General features: G+C 70.6%; 19 protein-coding genes, 1 tRNA gene and 1 pseudogene. 7 read left to right on the forward strand and 14 right to left on the reverse strand.

The window, feature by feature from the left end:
• Positions 1-486: 486 nt before the first annotated feature.
• Positions 487-1,161 carry a Crp/Fnr family transcriptional regulator gene (locus ACI2LW_RS09080; RefSeq protein WP_404730520.1) on the forward strand — a complete coding sequence of 225 codons (675 nt, stop codon included), beginning with the start codon at positions 487-489 and terminating at the stop codon, positions 1,159-1,161.
• 146 nt (positions 1,162-1,307) lie between these two features.
• Here the strand turns inward: ACI2LW_RS09080 and ACI2LW_RS09085 are convergent, their stop codons facing one another.
• The 4 genes from ACI2LW_RS09085 to ACI2LW_RS09100 form a co-directional block, all read right to left on the reverse strand.
• Positions 1,308-2,138, reverse strand: a complete 831-nt coding sequence (locus tag ACI2LW_RS09085) for an MBL fold metallo-hydrolase (protein WP_404730521.1) — start codon at positions 2,136-2,138, stop codon at positions 1,308-1,310.
• Between the two features lie 58 nt (positions 2,139-2,196).
• Positions 2,197-3,153, reverse strand: a complete 957-nt coding sequence (locus ACI2LW_RS09090) for an NUDIX hydrolase (protein WP_404730522.1) — start codon at positions 3,151-3,153, stop codon at positions 2,197-2,199.
• A gap of 310 nt (positions 3,154-3,463) precedes the next feature.
• Entirely contained in the window at positions 3,464-3,928 is a 465-nt protein-coding gene (locus ACI2LW_RS09095; protein WP_404730523.1) for a RidA family protein, read from the reverse strand.
• A complete protein-coding gene (locus tag ACI2LW_RS09100) occupies positions 3,925-4,083 on the reverse strand; it encodes a DUF4177 domain-containing protein (RefSeq protein WP_073947089.1) in 159 nt (52 codons plus the stop codon). The genes ACI2LW_RS09095 and ACI2LW_RS09100 overlap by 4 nt, the downstream gene beginning before the upstream one ends.
• Before the next feature lie 107 nt (positions 4,084-4,190).
• Between ACI2LW_RS09100 and ACI2LW_RS09105 the strand changes: the two genes are divergently transcribed.
• Together ACI2LW_RS09105 and ACI2LW_RS09110 are read left to right on the forward strand one after the other, a co-directional pair.
• Entirely contained in the window at positions 4,191-5,168 is a 978-nt protein-coding gene (locus ACI2LW_RS09105) for an ArsA family ATPase (protein WP_404730524.1), read from the forward strand.
• Positions 5,165-6,655 carry an ArsA family ATPase gene (locus ACI2LW_RS09110; RefSeq protein WP_404730525.1) on the forward strand — a complete coding sequence of 497 codons (1,491 nt, stop codon included), beginning with the start codon at positions 5,165-5,167 and terminating at the stop codon, positions 6,653-6,655. Before ACI2LW_RS09105 ends, ACI2LW_RS09110 begins: the two co-directional genes overlap by 4 nt.
• A 188-nt stretch (positions 6,656-6,843) precedes the next feature.
• On the opposite strand, the gene wblA is transcribed toward ACI2LW_RS09110, so the two are convergent.
• Positions 6,844-7,182 (reverse strand): transcriptional regulator WblA, encoded by a 339-nt coding sequence (gene wblA, locus ACI2LW_RS09115; RefSeq protein WP_351840789.1) that lies wholly within the window; start codon positions 7,180-7,182, stop codon positions 6,844-6,846.
• A gap of 575 nt (positions 7,183-7,757) precedes the next feature.
• Here wblA and ACI2LW_RS09120 point away from each other — a divergent pair.
• Complete coding sequence (locus tag ACI2LW_RS09120; RefSeq protein WP_404730526.1) at positions 7,758-10,088, forward strand: transglycosylase domain-containing protein; 2,331 nt, start codon at positions 7,758-7,760, stop codon at positions 10,086-10,088.
• A 92-nt stretch (positions 10,089-10,180) separates the two neighbouring features.
• Here ACI2LW_RS09120 and ACI2LW_RS09125 read toward each other — a convergent pair whose 3' ends face one another.
• Entirely contained in the window at positions 10,181-10,645 is a 465-nt protein-coding gene (locus ACI2LW_RS09125) for a GatB/YqeY domain-containing protein (RefSeq protein WP_404730527.1), read from the reverse strand.
• A gap of 167 nt (positions 10,646-10,812) precedes the next feature.
• Between ACI2LW_RS09125 and ACI2LW_RS09130 the strand changes: the two genes are divergently transcribed.
• From ACI2LW_RS09130 to ACI2LW_RS09140, 3 genes are all read left to right on the forward strand, one after another.
• Positions 10,813-11,739, forward strand: a complete 927-nt coding sequence (locus ACI2LW_RS09130) for a metallophosphoesterase (protein ID WP_404730528.1) — start codon at positions 10,813-10,815, stop codon at positions 11,737-11,739.
• Positions 11,740-11,793: 54 nt separating this feature from the next.
• Positions 11,794-12,678 carry a Pr6Pr family membrane protein gene (locus tag ACI2LW_RS09135; RefSeq protein WP_404730529.1) on the forward strand — a complete coding sequence of 295 codons (885 nt, stop codon included), beginning with the start codon at positions 11,794-11,796 and terminating at the stop codon, positions 12,676-12,678.
• Between the two features lie 33 nt (positions 12,679-12,711).
• Positions 12,712-12,785 (forward strand) — tRNA-Pro (locus ACI2LW_RS09140).
• A 75-nt stretch (positions 12,786-12,860) separates the two neighbouring features.
• Here the strand turns inward: ACI2LW_RS09140 and ACI2LW_RS09145 are convergent.
• From ACI2LW_RS09145 to ACI2LW_RS09180, 8 genes and pseudogenes are all read right to left on the reverse strand, one after another.
• Complete coding sequence (locus tag ACI2LW_RS09145) at positions 12,861-13,643, reverse strand: site-specific integrase (protein WP_404730530.1); 783 nt, start codon at positions 13,641-13,643, stop codon at positions 12,861-12,863.
• A 91-nt stretch (positions 13,644-13,734) separates the two neighbouring features.
• Positions 13,735-14,409: pseudogene (locus tag ACI2LW_RS09150) on the reverse strand (IS256 family transposase); the annotation flags it as partial.
• 275 nt (positions 14,410-14,684) lie between these two features.
• A complete protein-coding gene (locus ACI2LW_RS09155; RefSeq protein WP_404730531.1) occupies positions 14,685-15,056 on the reverse strand; it encodes a hypothetical protein in 372 nt (123 codons plus the stop codon).
• The gene (locus tag ACI2LW_RS09160; RefSeq protein ID WP_404730605.1) at positions 15,053-19,273 is read right to left on the reverse strand and encodes a DUF6531 domain-containing protein; all 4,221 of its coding nucleotides are present in this window, start codon (positions 19,271-19,273) and stop codon (positions 15,053-15,055) included. Before ACI2LW_RS09160 ends, ACI2LW_RS09155 begins: the two co-directional genes overlap by 4 nt.
• Before the next feature lie 34 nt (positions 19,274-19,307).
• Positions 19,308-19,673: a hypothetical protein gene (locus tag ACI2LW_RS09165; RefSeq protein ID WP_404730532.1), complete on the reverse strand. Its 366-nt coding sequence runs from the start codon at positions 19,671-19,673 to the stop codon at positions 19,308-19,310.
• 856 nt (positions 19,674-20,529) lie between these two features.
• Positions 20,530-20,769: a hypothetical protein gene (locus ACI2LW_RS09170; protein ID WP_404730533.1), complete on the reverse strand. Its 240-nt coding sequence runs from the start codon at positions 20,767-20,769 to the stop codon at positions 20,530-20,532.
• Positions 20,763-20,906, reverse strand: coding sequence for a hypothetical protein (locus ACI2LW_RS09175; protein ID WP_404730534.1), 144 nt, complete (start codon positions 20,904-20,906; stop codon positions 20,763-20,765). The genes ACI2LW_RS09170 and ACI2LW_RS09175 overlap by 7 nt, the downstream gene beginning before the upstream one ends.
• A complete protein-coding gene (locus ACI2LW_RS09180) occupies positions 20,903-21,187 on the reverse strand; it encodes a hypothetical protein (protein WP_404730535.1) in 285 nt (94 codons plus the stop codon). Before ACI2LW_RS09180 ends, ACI2LW_RS09175 begins: the two co-directional genes overlap by 4 nt.
• Positions 21,188-21,449 lie beyond the last annotated feature (262 nt).

The following is a 21,449-nucleotide window of genomic DNA, read 5'->3' on the forward strand; positions in this document are numbered from 1 at the left end:
CGCGCCCGCCGCTGGTCCTGGCGGCGCCGGTCTTCGCGGCGCCGGTCTTCGCGGCGCCGGTCTTCGCGGCGCCGGTCTTCGCGGCGCCGGTCTTCGCGGCGCCGGTCTTCGCGGCGCCGGTCCTCCCGCCGGCAGCCGCCGTCTTTCCGGTGGGCGCCCTTTTCGCCGCCTTCGCCGGTTCCGTGCCGCCGTCGGGCTCGTGTTCGCCCACAGCGGAATCCTGATGTTCAGCCACCCGCCCAGCCCCCTCGGCCTGTGCTCTCACCGGCGATTTGGACACCCGGCCAGCCTAAAGCCCGGCACGGACATCCGCCCCGGACCCCGAAGATCGGCGCCCGATTGGACCCCTGCCGCTTACCGCGGGACACCTGTGCGGCATCCTTGTGACAGATCACACTGTTTGGACCGTCCGGCAAAATGGGGAACACGGTCCCCTGGCACACGGGGGAGCAAGATCCCCTGAGCAGGTCGACAAGGAGAGAACTCGTGGACGACGTTCTGCGGCGCAATCCGCTCTTCGCGGCGCTCGACGACGAGCAGGCCGCGGAGCTCCGCGCCTCCATGACGGAGGTGACCCTCGCACGGGGCGACTCGCTGTTCCACGAGGGCGACCCGGGCGACCGTCTGTACGTGGTCACCGAGGGCAAGGTCAAGCTGCACCGGACGTCGCCCGACGGCCGGGAGAACATGCTGGCCGTGGTCGGCCCCGGCGAACTGATCGGAGAGCTGTCGCTCTTCGACCCGGGCCCGCGCACCGCTACGGCGACCGCGCTGACCGAGGTCAAGCTGCTGGCCCTCGGCCACGGCGACTTCCAGCCCTGGCTCAACGCCCGGCCCGAGGTGGCCGGCGCCCTGCTGCGCGCCGTCGCCCGCCGGCTGCGCAAGACCAACGACCAGATGTCCGACCTGGTCTTCTCCGACGTTCCGGGCCGTGTCGCCCGCGCCCTGCTGGACCTGTCCCGCCGCTTCGGCGTGCAGTCCGAGGAGGGCATCCACGTCGTGCACGACCTGACGCAGGAGGAGCTGGCCCAGCTGGTCGGCGCGTCCCGCGAGACCGTGAACAAGGCGCTGGCCGACTTCGCCCAGCGCGGCTGGCTCCGCCTGGAGGCCCGCGCGGTGATCCTCCTGGACGTGGAGCGCCTGGCGAAGAGGTCGCGCTGACCTCGGGGGCGTACCGGCATCGGAGCCGTGCAGGCTCCGAGCCCACCGTGACCCGGGGGGCGCACTGACCCCGGGGACGCAGTGACGCCGGGGACGCGCTGGCCCAGGGGACGTAACTGCCCCCTGGGCCCTGCGAGTCCCCGTGGCTAGATGATGCCGTGCTCGCGCAGGTAGTCGAGCTGGGCGCGCACCGACAGCTCCGCCGCCGGCCACAGCGAGCGGTCCACGTCGGCGTACACATGGGCGACGACCTCGGCGGGGCTGCGGCAGCCGTCCTCGACCGCCGTCTCCACCTGCGCCAGCCGGTGGGCGCGGTGGGCCAGGTAGTACTCCACGGCGCCCTGGGCGTCCTCCAGGACCGGGCCGTGCCCCGGCAGGACGGTGTGCACACCGTCGTCGACCGTGAGGGACCTGAGCCGGCGCAGGGAGTCCAGGTAGTCGCCGAGGCGGCCGTCGGGGTGCGCCACGACCGTCGTGCCACGCCCCAGGATCGTGTCGCCGGTGAGGACCGCCCGGTCGGCCGGGAGGTGGAAGCACAGGGAGTCCGCGGTGTGGCCCGGGGCGGGTACCACCCTCAGCTCCAGGCCGCCGACCTCGACCACCTGCCCGGCGCCCAGGCCCTCGTCGCCCAGCCGCAGGGCCGGGTCCAGGGCCCGCACCCGGGTGCGGGTGAGTTCCGCGAACCGGGCGGCGCCCTCGGCGTGGTCGGGGTGACCGTGGGTCAGCAGGGTCAGGGCGACGCGCTTGCCGGCCTTCCCCGCCATGTCGACGACGTTTCTGAGGTGGCCCTCGTCCAGCGGTCCGGGGTCGATCACGACCGCCAGCTCGGAGTCGGGCTCGGAGACGATCCAGGTGTTGGTGCCGTCCAGGGTCATGGCGGACGCGTTGGGCGCGAGCACGTTGACGGCCCGCGCGGTGGCGGGACCGGTGTGGACGCCGCCCCGGGGCTGTCCGGGGAGCGCTGCTGCGTCCGTCATGCGGAGGGACCTTCCTCGACGTCGGTCGTGGGCGTACGGGGACGGGGACGGGGCGGGCTCACCCCTGGCCGGCCGGCGGAGGACCGGCGGCGGGACCGGTGCGCGCCGCGGCTCCGGTGTCCGCCGTGCCGGTTCCGGCCGCGGCTCCGGTGTCCGCCGTGCCGGTCGGGATGTGCTTGGTGAACTCGTCGTGGCCCGGCCAGGACAGGACGACCTCGCCGTGCACCAGACGGGCCCGTGCGAGCACCGGGGTCAGGTCGCGCTCCGGCGCCGCCGCGAGTGCCTCGGCGGAACTGCCGTGGGGGATCAGCTGGCGCAGGGTGGCGATGGTGGGCGGCATCATCAGCAGCTCACCCCTGTCGTACGAGGCCGCGGCGTCCTCGGGGCGGATCCACACCGTGCGGTCGGCCTCCGTGGAGGCGTTGCGGGTGCGCTGGCCCTCGGGCAGGGCGGCGACGAAGAACCAGGTGTCGTAGCGGCGCTGTTCGAACTCGGGAGTGATCCAGCGCGTCCAGGCGCCCAGCAGGTCCGAGCGCAGGGCGAGGCCGCGCCGGTCCAGGAACTCGGCGAAGGACAGCTCACGGGCGACCAGGGCGGCCCGGTCGGCCTCCCAGTCCTCCCCCGTGGTGTCGCCGACGACGGAGTCCGGGCCGGGCCCGGCGAGCAGGACGCCCGCCTCCTCGTAGGTCTCCCGCACGGCGGCGCAGACGATCGCCTGCGCCTCGTTCTCCGCCACGCCCAGCCGGCCGGCCCACCACGCGCGCGTGGGCCCCGCCCAGCGGATCTGATGGTCGTCGTCACGGGGGTCGACTCCCCCGCCGGGGTACGCGTATGCGCCCGCGGCGAAGGCCATCGAGGCGCGTCTGCGCAGCATGTGCACCACCGGACCGGCGTCGGTGTCCCGCAGGAGCATCACCGTGGCCGCACGCCGCGGCGTCACGGGGGTGAGGGTGCCGTCCGCGAGCGCGCGGATGCGGTCCGGCCAGTCGGGGGGAAACCACTGCCCATTCGCCATGGGCGGAGGCTATCCCGTGGGGAGCGAATGTTCGAGGGGCGCCCGAGGTCAGGGCCGGTGGAGCCGCGCCCGGAGCCGCCCTGACGGTCACCGCCGGGGGCGGCTCCGCCGGGCCCCTCCGGCGTCGGCCCGTACGGCACCCGTACCCGACGCGCCCCCAGGGCTCGGCCCGTACGCGCCACTCGATCTGCCTCCGTATCGGGCCCGTACCCGCACCCGATACGCCGCCGAACCAGACCCGGCCTGCACCCGATACCTCCGAACCAGGCCCGGCCTCCACCCGCTACCTCCGAACCGGGCCCGCGGATGCCTACGGCACCAGCTCGACCTGGATCTCCACTTCCACCGGCGCGTCCAGCGGCAGCACCGCCACGCCGACCGCGCTGCGCGCGTGCACGCCCTTGTCCCCCAGCACCTCGGCCAGCAGCTCGCTGGCGCCGTTGAGGACGCCCGGCTGCCCGGTGAAGTCCGCGGCCGAGGCCACGAAGCCCACGACCTTCACCACGCGCGCGACGCGGTCCAGGTCGCCGGCGACGGACTTGACGGCGGCCAGCGCGTTCAGCGCGCAGGTGCGGGCCAGGTCCTTGGCCTCCTCCGGGGTGACCTCCAGGCCCACCTTGCCGGTGACCGGGAGCTTGCCCTCCACCATCGGCAGCTGGCCGGCCGTGTACACGTACGGGCCGGAGCGCACGGCCGGCTGGTAGGCGGCCAGCGGCGGCACGACCTCCGGCAGCGTCAGACCCAGTTCGGCCAGCCTGGCCTCGACCGCGCTCATCCCTGCTTCTCCCGCTTCAGGTAGGCGACGAGCTGCTCGGGGTTCGGGCCCGGCACGACCTGCACGAGCTCCCAGCCGTCCTCGCCCCAGGTGTCCAGAATCTGCTTCGTGGCGTGGACGAGCAGCGGCACGGTTGCGTATTCCCACTTGGTCATGTGGCCGACTGTAGCCCCTGCGGTCCGCCGCACCGGCGGCCGACCACGACGACAGTTGTCCACAGCCTCCCGCGTGACCCGTGGGCGGACTGGTTAGGCTCGAAGACGTGAGCAGGCTCCAGGTCGTCAGCGGCAAGGGCGGGACCGGAAAGACGACGGTCGCCGCCGCCCTCGCGCTGGCCCTGGCCACGGAGGGGAAGCGCACGCTCCTCGTCGAGGTCGAGGGCCGGCAGGGCATCGCACAACTCTTCGAAACAGAGGCATTGCCCTATGAGGAACGGAAGATCGCGGTCGCACCCGGGGGCGGTGAGGTCCACGCCCTCGCCATAGACCCGGAACTGGCGCTGCTGGACTACCTCCAGATGTTCTACAAGCTGGGCGGCGCGGGCCGGGCCCTGAAGAAGCTCGGCGCCATCGACTTCGCCACCACCATCGCGCCGGGCCTCAGGGACGTCCTGCTGACCGGCAAGGCGTGCGAGGCGGTCCGGCGCAAGGACAAGGGCGGCCGCTTCGTCTACGACTACGTCGTCATGGACGCGCCCCCCACCGGACGCATCACCCGGTTCCTGAACGTCAACGACGAGGTGGCCGGTCTTGCCAAGATCGGCCCGATACACAATCAGGCGCAGGCGGTCATGCGCGTGCTGAAGTCGCCCGAGACGGCCGTGCACCTGGTGACGCTGCTGGAGGAGATGCCGGTCCAGGAGACCGTGGACGGCATCGCGGAACTGCGCGCCGCCCGGCTGCCGGTGGGCCGCATCATCGTGAACATGGTGCGTCCGCAGGTGCTGGACGCCGCCGACCTGGAACTCGTACGGACGGTTCCGCGCGCCGCGCTGGCCCGGTCGCTGTCCGCGGCCGGCCTGGGCGGCGCCCGCCGCGGCGGCGGTGCCGAGCGGCTGGTGGAACCGCTGCTGGACCAGGCCGGGGAGTACGCGGAGCGGTACGCGCTGGAGCAGGAGCAGCGGTCCGTCCTCGCCGAACTGGGTCTGCCGTCGCACGAACTGCCGCTGCTCGCCGAGGGCATGGACCTGGCGGGCCTGTACGAACTGGCGACCGAGCTGCGGAAGCAGGGGATGTCATGAGCCCGGACCCGGCGCAGGCGCGGGAGACCGAACGTTCCTCCGGCGAGGGGCGCGAGACGCCCGGCGCCCGGCGGCTGGCACCCGCGCGCGTGCTCGGTGTCGACGCGCTGATCGACGACCCGGGGACGCGCATCGTGGTGTGCTGCGGCTCGGGCGGCGTCGGCAAGACGACCACGGCGGCGGCCCTCGGGCTGCGCGCCGCCGAGCGCGGCCGGAAGGTGGTCGTGCTGACCATCGACCCGGCCCGCCGGCTCGCGCAGTCGATGGGCATCGACTCGCTCGACAACGTCCCGCGCCGGGTGAAGGGCACGGAGGGCGACGGCGAGCTGCACGCCATGATGCTCGACATGAAGCGCACCTTCGACGAGGTCGTCGAGGCGCACGCGGACCCCGAGCGGGCCGCCGCCATCCTGGCCAACCCCTTCTACCAGTCGCTCTCGGCGGGCTTCGCGGGCACGCAGGAGTACATGGCGATGGAGAAGCTGGGGCAGCTGCGGGCCCGGGACGAGTGGGACCTGATCGTCGTCGACACGCCCCCCTCGCGCTCGGCGCTGGACTTCCTGGACGCGCCCAAGCGGCTCGGCTCCTTCCTCGACGGCCGGCTGATCCGGCTGCTGACCGCGCCCGCGAAGCTGGGCGGACGGGCGGGGATGAAGTTCCTGAACGTCGGGATGTCGATGATGACCGGCACGCTCGGCAAGCTGCTGGGCGGTCAGCTGCTGAGGGACGTCCAGACGTTCGTGGCCGCGATGGACACCACCTTCGGCGGGTTCCGCACGCGCGCGGACGCGACGTACAAGCTGCTCCAGGCGCCGGGCACGGCCTTCCTGGTGGTCGCGGCCCCGGAGCGGGACGCGCTGCGCGAGGCCGCGTACTTCGTGGAGCGGCTGGCCGCGGAGAGGATGCCGCTGGCCGGTCTGGTCCTCAACCGCGTGCACGGCAGCGGCGCCGACCGGCTGTCGGCCGAGCGGGCGCTCGCCGCCGCGGAAAATCTTGAGGAAGCCCGCATTGTGGATCAGGCGGACGGGAAAGCTGGACTTCGTAACTCTCCCGAAACGTATGGCAGTTCAGAGGCTTCCGGCCCCTTCCCCGCTTCCTCTCCCACGGCGGGGGAGCCGGCGTCCGGCCACCGTCCGGACGATGCGCCGACGTCACCCGGCACATCCGAGACCCCGGACGCACCCGATGCCTCGGATGCGTCCGACGACGAGACGTCCCACGACGACGCACCCCACGACGAGGCGTCCGCCGGCTCCGCCGAGTCCGCCGACCGGGTCGCGGCGGGCCTGCTGAGGCTGCACGCCGAGCGCATGCAGCTGCTCTCCCGCGAGCAGCGCACGCGTGACCGCTTCACCGCGCTGCACCCCGAGGTGGCGGTCGCCGAAGTGGCCGCGCTGCCCGGCGATGTGCACGACCTCGCGGGGCTGCGGGACATCGGGGACCGGCTCGCGGACAACCGGCGCGAGCTGCCCGACGCGGCCGGCTGACCAGAAGCCGCGCTGACCAGGAGCCGTGGCACGGCGGCCGTCCGACCAGGAGCCGCGGCACGGAGGCCGCCCGGCCGGGGGTCGCGGCACGACGCCGGCCCGGCCGGCAGCCGCGGCACGGCGGTCGCGTCACGCCTGGGGGACGCCTCCCGCCGCGCGACCCGGCGGCACCCGCGCGGGTGCCGCCCTCAGCTCACCGCCGCGTAGTTCTCGTACACCTGGTCGTCGTCGAGGGGCACCAGGCCGGCCCCGCGCTCGTACTCCGAGCGTGCCGTCTCGAGCAGCCGGCGCCACGAGGTGACGGTCGGCCGCCTGCGCAGCAGTGCGCGGCGCTCCCGCTCGGTCATGCCTCCCCACACACCGAACTCGACACGGTTGTCGAGCGCGTCGGCGAGACATTCGGTGCGTACCGGGCATCCGGTGCACACCGCCTTGGCCCTGTTCTGTGCTGCTCCCTGAACGAACAGTTCATCCGGATCGGTAGTGCGGCAGGCCGCCTGCGCACTCCAGTCGGTTACCCAGCCCATACCGGCGCCGTCCTCTCCCGAATCGAGGCTCCCCCACGGCGGCAGCGGCATATTCACCGCCGCCAGTTGAGGACGTTACGGAAGGTGGGCACGGCGCAACACCCCCAGCGGGCCCAATCTTGAATGGCCCGAACGGACTATGGGTTGGCCGCAGATCACCCGGGGGAGTGAGGTGACGACATACGCGACATTCCCCGTCACACAGGGGCATTCGCCTTGCGCCACAAGGGACGCGGGGTGTCACACAAGGCGAATTCGGGCACGCATTCCACACGCTTTCGCCGCTCTCGCCGCCCCGGCCGGCCTCACCCCCCGGAACCATGCCGACCAACAAAGTCGGAAGGAGCCGGAACATTTCGAGGCCGCCGCACGTATGGATACGTGGCCGCACCGTTGTGACAGTTGAGAGCAGCTTAGGCCAACGCCTGGACGCCTGTCCGGCGAATGGGAAGGTCGGCATCCCACGGTGCCGTTCCGTGATCCGCCGGGGAGCTCATGTCACGATCCGGCACCCGAACATCCCGAGGGGCACCCGCTCCCGCGGAACCCTCAGCACGACGGATTAGGCTGCCCTCATGCCAAAGAAGCGCTCGGGCGGAGGCCTGTCGCCCACGCAGCAGGCCGCCAAGTTCCTCGGTGTGAGTGTGCTCGCGGGGGCCGTCATGGCCGGCATCGCGCTGCCCGCGGCCGGCGCGCTCGGCCTGGCCGCCAAGGGGTCGGTGCAGGGGTTCGACGACATCCCGGCCAACCTCAGGCGCCCGCCGCTCAGTCAGCGCACCACGATCCTCGACGACCAGGGCCACCAGCTCGCCCAGGTCTACTCCCGCGACCGTACGGTGGTCGAGCTCAAGGACATCTCGCCCTACATGCAGAAGGCGATCGTCGCCATCGAGGACTCGCGCTTCTACCAGCACGGCGCGATCGACCTGAAGGGCGTGCTGCGCGCCCTCAACAAGAACGCGCAGAGCGGCGGGGTCGCCCAGGGCGCCTCCACGCTCACCCAGCAGTACGTGAAGAACGTCTTCGTGGAGGAGGCGGGCGACGACCCGACGAAGGTCGCCCAGGCCACCCAGCAGACCCTCGGCCGCAAGATCAAGGAGCTGAAGTACGCGATCCAGGTCGAGCAGGACCTGGGGAAGAAGAAGATCCTCGAGAACTATCTCAACATCACCTTCTTCGGCGAGCAGGCCTACGGCGTCGAGGCCGCCGCCCAGCGCTACTTCTCCAAGCACGCCAAGGACCTCACCCTCCCCCAGGCGGCCCTGCTGGCCGGCATCGTGCAGTCCCCGAGCCGCTACGACCCGGTCAACGACGAGGCGGAGGCCACCAAGCGCCGCAACGTCGTGCTGCAGCGCATGGCCGAGGTCGGCGACGTCTCCCAGGCGGAGGCCGACAAGGCCAAGAAGGAGCCGCTGGGCCTGAAGGTCACCCAGCCGCGCAACGGCTGCATCACCGCGGTCAAGGGCGCCAGCTTCTTCTGCAAGTACGTCGAGCAGGTCTTCCTCAACGACCCGGTCTTCGGCAAGACCCGCGCGCAGCGGGCCAAGATCTGGAACCAGGGCGGCCTCACCATCCGCACCACGCTGGACCCGCAGGCGCAGGCCTCCGTGCAGGACTCGCTGAAGTCCCACGTCTACCAGTCGGACCGGGTCGCGGCGGCGTCCGTGCTGGTCGAGCCCGGCACCGGCAGGATCGTCGCGATGGGCCAGTCCAAGCCGTACGGCTACGGCAAGAACGAGACCGAGATCAACTACTCGGTCGGCAGCGACATGGGCGGCTCGAACTTCGGCTTCCCGACCGGTTCGACGTTCAAGCCTTTCGTGGCGGCGGCCGCGCTGGAGCAGGGCAAGCCGCCCACGCAGGAGTACTCGTCGCCGTACAAGATGCCGTACCCGAGCCCGGTCCAGGCCTGCAACGGCAAGACCTGGGTCAACCAGGACCACGACAACGTCGAGAACGAGAGCACCTCGGAGCACGGCCCGTACGCGATGAAGGAGGCCATGGCGAAGTCGGTCAACACCTACTTCGTGCAGATGATCTCCGACATCGGCCTGTGCCCGGTGGCCGACATGACCGACAAGCTGCACGTGGTGCAGGGCAATGGCGACAAGCTGCCGCAGGTGCCGGCGATCGCGCTCGGCTCCAAGGGCATCTCCCCGCTGACGATGGCGAGCGCGTACGCCGCCTTCGCCTCCCGCGGCATGTACTGCACCCCGGTCGCCATCGAGTCGATCACGCGGAAGATCGGCGACGAGGAGAAGTCGCTGCCCGTGCCGCGGTCGACCTGCTCCCGCGCCATGTCGGAGAAGACCGCCGACACCGTCAACACCCTGCTCCAGGGTGTGGTCGACTCCGGCACCGGCCGCCAGGCGGGCCTGTCCGACCGCGACAACGCCGGCAAGACGGGTACGACGGACGAGCGCAAGAACGCCTGGTTCGTCGGCTACACCCCGAACCTGTCGGGCGCGGTCTGGGTGGGCAGCGCCACCCAGAAGGTGAAGATGACCGACATCACCATCGGCGGTGTCTACAACAGCCTGGTCTACGGCGGCCAGGTACCCGGCCCGATCTGGCGGGACGCGATGACCGGCGCGCTGCAGGGCAAGCCGGCCCCGTCGTTCAACCTCGTCGACATCCCGGACGCCAAGGACCGGGACAAGGACAAGCACAAGGACAGGGACCGGGGAAAAGGCCGGGGCCGCGGCAACGGGGGAGGAAACGGTGACATCGGCGGCCTGATCGGCGGTCTCTTCGGCGGCCCCACCGACGGCGGCACCGGCGGCAGCGACGCCGGCAACACCAACGGCGGCACCGTCCCGAACCCGACCTTCTCCGTCCCGCAGGGCTTCGTCCAGGGCCAGAACGGCAGCACGAACGGGAACGGCAACGGGGGGCGGCGAGGCTGAGGCGGCCCCACGGCGATGAGGCCGCGCGGGCCCCGGCCCGCGGCCGCCCTCTCCTGGGGCAGCCCCGCGTACGTCCCTTCCTGGGCCTGGGGTCAGCCGGCCAGACGCCGCTTCACGGCCGCGGCGACGCGCCCGCCCTCGGCCTGCCCGGCGACCTTCGGGTTCACGATCTTCATGACCGCACCCATGGCCCGGGGCCCCTCGGCCCCCGCCGCCCTGGCCTCCTCGACGGCCTGGGCCACGATCGCGTCCAGCTCCTCGTCGGACAGCTGCTTGGGCAGGTACGCGGCAAGCACCTCGCCCTCCGCGCGCTCCCGCTCGGCCGACTCCGCACGGCCGCCCTGGGCGAAGGCCTCGGCCGCCTCCCGGCGCTTCTTGGCCTCCTTGGTGATCACCTTGAGAACCTCGTCGTCGGAGAGCTCGCGCTTCTCCTTGCCCGCGACCTCCTCCTTGGTGATCGCGGCGAGCGTCAGCCGGAGCGTCGAGGAGCGGAGCTCGTCGCGCTCCTTGATCGCGGCGTTGAGGTCTTCGTGCAGCTTCGACTTGAGCGTGGTCATGACTCCGATTGTCGCAGCTACGACCCCGCATCCGCGCCGATTTACCGGGCGCCCCGGCCCCGCTCCCGGCGGACTCCCCCCGTCGGCCCACCCGTTGGCGGCGGACCGCCGCCCGGCCCGACCCGGCTGATTACCACCGCACGGCCCGCGCCTGAGACGATGGACACATGCGCGCGCGATACGGAGTTCCCCTGGGCATCACGGCGGTCGCTGCCGCCGGTCTCCTCTACTCGGCGGGCTTCGAGGCCCGCTCCTTCCGCCTGCGGCGGGTGACGGTCCCCGTCCTGCCCTCGGGCATGCGCCCGCTGCGCGTCCTGCAGGTCTCCGACATCCACATGGTCGGCGGCCAGCGCAAGAAGCAGCGCTGGCTGCGCTCGCTGGCCGGCCTGCGCCCCGACTTCGTGATCAACACCGGCGACAACCTCTCGGACCCCGAGGGCGTCCCGGAGGTCCTGGACGCGCTCGGCCCGCTGATGCAGTTCCCGGGGGCGTACGTCTTCGGCTCCAACGACTACTACGGCCCCAAGCTGCGCAACCCCGCCCGCTACCTGCTGGAGAAGGCCAGCGGCCGCCACGGCCTCAACGGCAACGCCCCGGCGGTCGGCGTGATCCACAACCCGTGGGAGGACCTGCGCGACGGCTTCGACGCGGCGGGCTGGCTCGACCTGACCAACACACGCGGCATCCTCAAGGTCGAGGGCGTCTCGGTCGAGCTGACCGGCCTGGACGACCCGCACATCAAGCGCGACCGCTACGCCAGGGTGGCCGGCGGCCCCTCGGGCTCGGCCGACTTCTCGATGGGCGTGGTCCACGCCCCCTACCTGCGCGTACTCGACGCCTTCACCGCCGACGCCTACCCCCTGATCCTGGCCGGCCACACCCACGGCGGCCAGCTCTGCATCCCGTTCTACGGCGCGCTGGTCACCAACTGCGACCTCGACACCGACCGCGTGAAGGGCCTGTCCACCCACACGTCCGAGGGCCACACGTCCTACCTGCACGTCTCGGCCGGCTGCGGCACCAACCGCTACACCCCGGTCCGCTTCGCCTGCCCCCCGGAGGCGACGCTGCTGACGCTGGTCGGCAAGGAGTAACCCGATCAGCACACCCCAATAGCCCCTTATACCCCTCTTACCTACCGTGAGGTCATGCCCGCCCGCATACCTCCGGCCTCCCGCGCCTCGCGCGCCTCACATGCCGCCCGCACCGCCCGCACCGCCCGCACCCGGCGGGTCCCCCCGGCTCCCCCGACTCCCCCGATCCCCCGGGACATCCCGGACCTCCCCGCGATCCCCCGCCTGGCCGCCCTGACCCCCTCGGCCGTCCCCGCGACGGCGGTGGTGGCACCCACCCGCCGGCGCCGGGCGGCGGCCTACCGCCTCCTGGTCGCGGCGACGACGGCGGCGGCCGTGGCCGTGGAGATCGCCCTCGGCTCCCCGGCCCGGGTCCTGAGCCACTTCGCGGTGCAGAGCGGCGTCTTCGCGGCGCTGGTCCTCGCCCTGTCCGCCCGCAGGGCCTGGACCGCCCGCCACCCGCTTCCCTCCGGGGTGACGGGGGCGGCCCTGCTCTACGTCACCGTGACGGCCCTGGCCCACCACCTGCTCCTGCCCCGCGGCGCCCCGTCGTTCTCGTTCACGGGCACCCCCGGCACCCACCCGCTCTGGCAGACGGCGGCGACCCACGTCCTCACCACGGCCACCCCGGTCGCGGCCCTCCTGGACTGGCTCCTCCTGACCGCCCCGGCCCGCCTCCACCTGCGCCAGGCCGGCCCCTGGCTGCTGTACCCCCTGGCGTACCTGGCCTTCACCCTCACCCGCGCCGAACTGCTCCCCCCAGGCGCCCCCGACCGCTACCTCTACCCCTTCCTCACCGCCGACCGGCACGGCTACGAGCACGTCCTGGGCAACGCCCTCCTGCTCAGCCTCTCCGTCTACGCCCTGGCCCTGCTCCTGGTGGCCGTGGACCACGCCCGCCCGGACCCGACCCACCACCCCGCCAAAACCGGATTTCGTCTCCAGCCACCAGTGGGCTAAAGTAAACGACGTCACCGCGACGAGCAGTGACATCGGGGTGTAGCGCAGCTTGGCAGCGCGCTTCGTTCGGGACGAAGAGGTCGTGGGTTCAAATCCCGCCACCCCGACACAGGTCAGAGGCCCATTCGCATGATCGCGAATGGGCCTCTGAGGGTTTGTACAGCAGCGGAGTACAGCAACCTCTATGGCTCTTGCTGGCCGTCCTCGCCCGGCCGCTCTTCCTGCTTGCGCTTGCCCTTCTTCTTGCCATCCTTCTGCTTGCTGCCACCCAGCGCCTTCCCGAGCTTCCGGAGCGCCCGCCGGGTCTCCGACGAGGGCACGTGGGTGTACACCTCCATCGTCACCGCAATCTCGGAGTGGCGAAGGATCTGCATGGCGATCCGGGGATGCACATCGAGGGCGGCCAGGAGCGAGGCGCAGGTGTGCCGGGTGTCGTGCACGCGGATCTGCCGGACGCCGGCACGGTCGCACCGCCGGTTGAACTCACGGGTGAAGTTCCGCGGCTCGACCGGGGTGCCGTAGCGGGTAGTGAAGACGAGATCCGATTCCGTCCAGAGGTCACGCGCCGCCACCTTCGCCGCCTCCTGTTCCTTCCGCCGGAGCCGGAGGGCGGTCAGGCAGATGTCCGGCAGCGGAAGCACCGCCTCGGACGCCTCGGTCTTGGCCGTGTCGGTGTGGATCAGACGCCGGCGGACCCGCTGAAGCTGGTGCCGGATGTGCAGCTCCCCCGTGTCCAGGTCCACGTCCGACCAAGTGAGCCCCAGGACCTCCCCCTTTCGGAGACCGAGGACGAGGATCAGGACGTACGCCGCGTACAGGTAGTCTCGCCACTTCTGCGCGTTCTCCAGGAAGGTGCACGCCTCCTCGACCGACCACGGGTCCGGACGCTTGCGCCGAGCCCGCTGGACCTTGACCAGCTGGGCGACGTTCTTCGAGATGCGCTCTTCCACCATGGCGTTGGTCAACGCACTGCGGAGGATCGTCCGCGCATCGTTGACCGAGCGCTTCGAGAGCGTCTGTCGGCAGCACTTCCCCTTGGCACAGCAGCGCCGCTTTTCCTCGGGCCGCTTGGGCCCGCAGCGAGCGCAGGAACTTCGTCCAAAACGGCTTCGATTCGCTGTCGCCGACCATCAGCCCGAGGATCTCGCGGTGCCCGGTGGCGGAGATCCCGGTGGCGATGACCACGGCCTGCGATGCGATCCGGTGGTTGACCCGGGCCTTGCAGTAGGTGGCGTCCAGGAAGACGTAGGGGAAGACGGTGTGGTCCAGCGGCCGTTCCTTGAACGCGGTCAGTTCCTCGTCCAGCTCACCGCAGATGCGGGAGACCTCGGACTTGGAGATCCCGCTATCCGCACCGAGTGCTTTGACCAGGTCATCGACCGAGCGGGTCGAGACACCGTGCACGTATGCCTCCATCACCACAGCGAACAACGCCCGGTCGATCCGCCGCCGGCGTTCCAGCAGAGACGGGAAAAATGACCCGCTGCGCACCTTCGGGATCTTCAGGTCCAGGTCGCCGGCCTGCGTGGTCAGCAGCCTCTCCCGGTGTCCGTTGCGCCAGGTCGTGCGCGTCTCGGCGTGCTCGCGCGGCGCGGCACCGATCACATCGGTGGCTTCGGCCTCGATCAGCTCCTGCAGGATGCGCTCGTACGCCACCCTGATTGCTTCAACTCCGTCGGCCCGACGTAGTGACTCAAGCAGCCGCATCAATTCAGACTGGGACAAGGCCATCGCGTGCTCCTCCGGTCGAACTGCCCGTTCACCAAGGAGACTTGCGCGATGGGCCTGCCCTTGTTCAGGGAGCATGCAAGGCCAGCGGATGCACGCCCCGGGCAAACACCCGCGCGTTCCGGGACCCTGCCCGGCTACACCACTTCATGGGACGCGATCCGATCAGGCCATGACCAGCCTCGGTGGCAACCCCGAGTGGGAGATGCTCGTCCGGGCATGGCTTCAGCGCGTCGCCGAACAACAACCAGGAATCTCAAGCCGCGGTCCTCTCCGCCTCACCGCACCGTCACGGTGACGAGGCCGGGATCCGGGAGTTCCGTCGGAGGGGTGTCGCCGTACCAGGAGAACTCCAGGGCCGAGAGCTTGCCGTCGCTCACCCAGACCAGCAGTTCGCCGAACAGCTCGCCGGAGTCGTCCGTGACCGTACCGGTGGCCGGGATGACGCCGTCCTCGATTGCCGCTTCCGGAACACCGGGCGGCACGTCCAGATCGACGCTCGGGGACTCACTCCCCCAGGGACGGGTGACACGGGTCTGCGCCAGTTGGTTCCTCAGCTCCTGCGCGCCCGGGAACTCCGCCGAGAGGAGCTTGACGAGGACGCGCTGTTCGAGGGGGGAGAGCGGTCTGGTGGCAGGGCGGTCCGTCATGGTGTCTTTCCTGGAAACTTGTCTTGGATGAACGCGGTTCCGACGCGGGGTATCCCGTTGACCATGGCGCCGCGGATGGTGACCGTTTCTCCGTCGATTGTACGGTCGACAACGAAACCACCGGATTCTGGAAGGTCGTCGCTCTCCCCGAGACTGTTGACGATACGCCGGAACGCTTCGGAGCGTCCTCCCGAATTCTTTACTATCTCCTCGAAGCCGTGCTTCGGGGGATCGATGACGTGTTCGAGCTTTCGCGGCGTATTGTCCATCTCGAAGGCCTTGTCAAGCGCCTCCTGAGTGCACTTCACCAATCCCGTCGGGTCGATCCACCGGAAGGGGTTGAGTATGTACACGTGATGGTTCGGCGCCGGATCAAGACCGAGTGGGTCGGGCGAAAGATAGCGTGCGGTTTCCGGATCGTAGAAACGGAAGTAGTTGTAGTGCAGCCCGGTTTCGGCATCGTGATACTGGCCGGGGAAACGCAGGGGGCAGTCCACGGAGCCGGTCTCCGCCCCGGAGCCGATCGGTGTCCCCCACAGCGAGGTACGCCGTCGCCACGCCACGGCTCCGTCCGCCGTAACCAGCTCGGTCGGCGTGCCTGCCGCGTCGGTGACCACGGCGTGGAAGCGAGGGGCGTGATCGGCGGCGGTCTCCTCCGCCAGCCGGGCCAGGAAGGAGGTCTCCGCGGCGCATCCGGAAGGCCGGTGGTGGGTCTGGGCCAGCGGGCGGTGCGTGCCGGGGGCGTACTCCCAGGTGGTCGTCGTGCCGTCGGGGTCTGTCTGCTCGGCCAGGCAGGTGTCGTCCCAGGTGAACTCCGTGCGCTCGGCCGGAGAACCGTCCTCGGCCAACCGGTACTTGGCGATGCGCCGGCCCAAGGGATCGTAGGAGTAACACCAGCGACTGCCGTCCGGCGTGACGACCTCCGTCAGGCGGTCCTCGGCGTTCCAGGCGTACGTCCAGGTCCGTCGCTCCCCGTTCAGGAGCCTGCGGATCTTGGCGACGAGCCGGCCCTGGCTGTCGTGGTCGTACGTCGTGCTGCCCGAGCGGCGGATGACCGTGCCGGTGAACTCCCTGTCACCTGGTGCCTCGTGCGCGGGTGCGGCGGCGTGCGACACGTTCCCCACCGTGTCGTATGCGTAGGTCTCGGTCCAGCCGAGCGCCCGTACGCCGGTGACGCGGCCCGTGGAGTCGAGATCGAAGCTCCGTGTGCCGGCCGTGAGTTCTCGGATCTCGGTGAGGTAGCCGTCGGCACGGTAGGCGTACTCCCGATGCTCCAGGAGGCGGCGGGCCTCGCCCGCGACCGGTGCCGACGTCAGCGACTGGACGGCGAGACGACCAGCCGCGTCCCAGCTCTGGGTGAGGGACACGTCGGCACCGAGACGGCGCTCCGTCTCACGACCGACGGCATCGTAGGCGAAGGAGAGGCTCCCCGCGAAGGAGGCCAGCGCGGTGGGACGCCCCGCCGCGTCGTACGTCCAGCAGGAGATCAGGCCGGAAGGGGTGGTGCGGCGGATCCGCCGTCCCAGGGCGTCGTAGGCGTGTGTCGTCGTCCGGCCGTTCACGGTCTCCGACAGCACCCTGCCAAGCGCGTCCCGCTCGTACACCAGCTCCGCCTCCGGACCGGCGGCGCGCGCGAGATGACCGGTGGGGGCGTACGCGTACGTCGTGACGTCTGCTGTGCCGCTCCGCTGTTCCAGGATCCTGCCGAGGGCGTCGCGGGTGAAGGCCGTGGTCTCGCCCGCACCGTTGGTCCGCGACAGCAGGCCGCCCACGGCGTTGTGCGTGTACGTGACGGTGCGGCCGTTGAAGTCCGTCTCGGCCACGAGGCGACCGGCCTCGTCGTAGGTGTACGACCAGGTGTGACCCAGCGGGTCGCGGACGGCCGTCAGGCGGAGTTCCGTGTCATAGGCGAACTCGTAGTGCGCCCCGTTCGGGTCGGTCCTTGTTGCGGGCACGTCGAAGTGGTGCGGGGTGTGCAGGGTGGTGTTGCCAGCGGCGTCCGTGTGGGAGAGCAGGTTGCCCTCGCCGTCCCAGGACCAGGTCTCCCGGGCCCCGTCGGGATGTTCGCGCCAGGCGGGTTTGCCCTCCGTCGTCCAGCCCAGGCGGGTACGGTTCCCGAGTGGGTCCGTCACCTCGATCACCCGGCCGAAGGAGTCTCGGCGGATGGTCGTCGTGTGGCCCAGCTCGTCGGTGAGGGCGAGGGGCAGGCCGGCGTCGTCGTAGGCGAAGGCGCGGGTGTGCCCGAGGGCGTTGGTGACCGCCGTCGGGCGACCCGCCGGGTCGTACGCGTACCGGCTCTCCGCGCCGAGCGGGTCGATGGTCGTCAGCAGGTTGCCCCGCTCGTCGTACGTGTGCCGCCAGAGGGCGCCGCCCGGCTCGGTCACCTCGGTCGGGAGACCGAGCGCGTTGTACACGGCCCACGCGACCGATCCGTCCGGCAGGGTGAGTTCCGTCAGATTGCCGACGTCGTCGTACGTGTACCGCGTGGTGTGGCCCAGTGGGTCCGTCACCGCGACAGGACGGGCGCCGTACTCGTCCCATTCCGTGCGGGTGACGTGTCCGAGCGGGTCCGTCTCCTCCACCACGAGGCCCTCGGCGTTGTACCGGTGGACCGAGGTGTGGCCCTGGGAGTCGGTGTACGTCGTCGTGCGGGTGGTGTCGTCGTACGTCAGGGTGCCGGAGAGGATGCCGTCGATGCCCTCGGTGCGGGCGACCCGGCCGCGGTCGTCGTAGACGTACGAGAACCAGGTGCCGTTGCGGTCGGTCCAGTGGGTGACGCGGCCCTCGGAGTCGTAGGTGAAGCGCAGGGGCTCGCCGCTGGAGTTGATGATCTCCGTGAGGTTGCCGGCGGTGTCGTAGCCGTAGCGCATCACGACCGTGCCCTCGTCGGGCGCGGTGGACGGGCGGTAGCGGGAGGGGGGTTCGTCCAGGAGGCGCAGGGCGGTGATGCGGGGGCCCTGGGTGTCAACGGCGACGTAGTAGCCGCCTGAGTGGCGGATGCCGAACGGGATGCCGTTGTCGTCGCGTTCGACGTCGATGCGGTTGTCGTTGCGGTCGCTCCAGGAGTCCAGGGCCAGGTGGAAGACGCCGAAGGAGGGGGAGGGGACGGGGGCGGCGAAGGTGCGGGTCACGCCCGTCGAGGGGTCGGTGACCGTCATCGCGCCGTCCGGTTTGCCGTCCCACTCCAGAGGCCAGCGTGGGCCCTTGGCCGGCATCGTCGGGACGCCAGGCTGCGGCACTGGGTAAACCAGGCGCATGCCGTCGGCCGCGGCGAAGACGACGCCCTCGCCGTCGATCTGGAGACACTCGTCCAGGGTGGAGATCCAGGTCGGGCCGAAGCAGACACCGCCCCGGTACGAGGAGAGGTGGGTGCGCGTGAACTCCAGAGGCAGGCTGCCGGGCAGGGTCAGGTCCGTCTGTGTCATCAGCATGGCGCCGGTCGCCACGTCGATCGGCTCGCCCACGCACGGGGTCCGCTCGGCGTTGCGGGCCGCCGGGCCCAGCTCCACCAGGTCCGGGCGGAGCGACGGCGGGCGCAACAGGAGCGGGGTGGTGTCGGCGAGGCCGCCTTCCATGCTCGCCTTGAGCAGGCCGCCGCCCGCTCCCAGCGCGCCGCCGAAGATCATGCCGTCCTTGGCGGCCTGGTTGACCTCGTCCAGGCTGAAGCCGTGCTGCAGGCCGGTCGCCATCTTCAGTGGCTGGGCCACGGCCAGGTCGACGGCGACCGATTCGACCCCGCCGAAGGCAGCGGCGACGAGGGTTCCCGCAGCGATCTCGGCCACCGTGGTGGTGACGGCGACGCCCATCGTGGCACCGAACTCGATGACCGCCTCCGCTGCCGCTACGGCGGCCCCGGAGGCCAGGCCGGCGGTGAAGAAGGCCAGTGCCACTCCGCCCGCGATGACTGCCGCGTCGATGCCGATCTGCGTCCACAGCTTGTTGATGGCGTCGTCGATGGCATCGGCGAACTTCTCCAGCGCCTTGGCCATCTCCCGCGCGGAATCCGCCAGATCCTTCAGCCAGCCGCCGCCCTCGTCCTTGGCGTAACGGCCCCAGAACTTGCTGAACGCCTCGATCGACTCACCGGTGTTGTGATGGATGATCGAGGACGCGCTGCGGTGCACGGGTGCGCGCACGTCGTCCACGGAACCGGCGAAGGTGCGCCAGGCTTTCGCGGCGTCTCTCAGCTTGCCGGCGTCGGCCTCGGGCCACCACATGCCCAGCTCGAGAAGAATGTGACGGGCTTTGTCCTCAACGCTCACCGGCACCGTCGCTCTGCTTGTCGGTCTTCACCTTGGTGAACATGCCGGCGATCAGCTGGTCGTTGTCCACCTGACCGTCCGAGAGGTCCACCAGGGCCTCGTGAATGCTCGTCAGACCGAGCACGAGCACACCCGCCGCGCTCTCGATCTTCTTCTGCTGCGGCTTGTAGGCGTTGCCGAACTTGTCACCCTGTTCGTCGTGGCCCCAGGGCTCCCCCAGACCGTCGAGGGTGTGTATCAGCGTGGTCAACGCCTTGCTCAGATCGATGGCCCCTTGGTGGAAGGCCGGTGCCGCCGCCTTGATGTCGGCGGTCTTGATGTCCAGCACCTTGCCAGGGACCTTGCCGTCGCCCACCGATGAACCCCCGTTCGCGGTCGCGGTATCCGGCCATAGGACAAGCGGGTAAAGGAAGTGTCATGTCGACCCGCGCGTATAGGTGCCCGCCGAGTGTTCGTCTCGGAGTCCTCCTGCTGGTTGGCCGTGATGGCGTTCCCAGGAGTGGGTGGGTGATCACATCGTTAGTCGGGGAGATGACCAGGAGGCCGCGGTGATGCGGGCCTGCGCCTCCGCCGGAACCCGAGGTCGAACGGGTGGCGCGTAGGCGTGCAGAGCCCTTCGGGACGCACGCCCTGGGAGCCATCTGGGAGCCGACCCGCTCCCCGATCCCCATCCCGGCCACGCGACACCAACCGAGCCCACCGCTCCCACCTGCGAAGACGCCATCAAGGCTGGCAGGCTCACCCACCGAACCTCATTCGGGACGAAGAGGTCGTGGGTTCAAATCCCGCCACCCCGACAGTGAAGTATCAGGTCAGGGGCCTGATCCGCTTAGCGGGTCGGGCCCCTGAGTGGCTCCCTGGGGCCTTTTGGGAGCCGTTTGGGCGCCACCTTCGGAATCCGGCTCCCATTCCTCTCGCACGGTGGCAGCGTCTGGACGCACCACGGGGATCCCGAAGGGCACACGCGCGACTGAGGTGCGGCACAGCCAGGCGGCCGCTGATACGGACAGCCCGTGTGTGCGCCTCCGTTCCTGATGCGCCACCCTGGGGGCTCGTCGGTCGCCGTACTGACCACCCCGCGGGACGGGCGCGGACAGATCGTCCGGATTCACGTCCCCCGGCGCGGGGCGAGCGAGTTGGACTAAGGCGCGCTTGGTTGGGACAGCGTGCTCGACGTTACCCCTGGCCTTCGTCGTCCAGGCTGCCGACACTCACCCCTTCCTGGTCGGTACGAGAGGTCGGAATGCGGCGAGGGCGGCTTCCCAGTCGGATGCGACCGGGTCGTCCGGAGGGAGGGCGGGAAGGTCCTCTGCCGCGCGCAGCACGGCGGAGGCGAGCTCCGGCGCTGTCGTCCGTGCGGCGACTCCGTCCTTGCCGGCGACCGACAGGCCGTCTTTGGTCCGTCGCACGACAAGGCCGAAGGAGGTGTCGGCACCGGTGAAGCTCAGCATGCGGGCGTAGCCTCCAGCATGCCGTCGATGTCAAGACCACCCGTGGCGACATGGGCGGCCGCGGACGCGTCGGTGAGGTTGCCGGCGCTGTCGTACGCGTAGGTTTCGCTCCAGCCATGGGCGCGTACACCCGTCACTCGGCCCATGGTGTCGATGTCGAAGCGGCGCGTGCCCGCTGTGAGGTCTGTGTGAGGGTCACGCCACTGCCCAAGTGACGTTGTGTCTCGCGCCCTGCCGCGTCATGCGTAAAGGTCAGCGCGCCCGCTTCGGACCGCAGCTGTGTCGGCCTGCCCACCGGATCGTATGTCCAGTGCGAGGCCAGTCCCGATGGGGTATCGCGTCGGACCCGGCGCCCCAGCGCGTCGTAGGCGTACGTGGTGGTGCGGCCGTTGACGGTCTCGCTCACTTTGCGATCCATCGCATCCTGGGTGAGCGCGACGTCCGTGTCCGCCTTCACCGACTGCGCGAGGCGGCCGTCTGCCGCATGAGCGAATGTCGTGACGTCCTCCGCGTCCGATCGTGGGTTTCGAGTTTCGGCGTCCGAATCTCACACCTGCTGCCGGATGGAAATCCGATCCGCCCTGACATGAGACGTGCAGTCGCTCCGGGAACAGGGAGTCCGGCCGGCACTGTTGTATCGACCGCGGGACCGACGCTGCACGGGCGGGGAACTCGGAAGC

It is taken from the genome of Streptomyces sp. NPDC004065 (genome assembly GCF_044903565.1).
Lineage (GTDB): Bacteria > Actinomycetota > Actinomycetes > Streptomycetales > Streptomycetaceae > Streptomyces.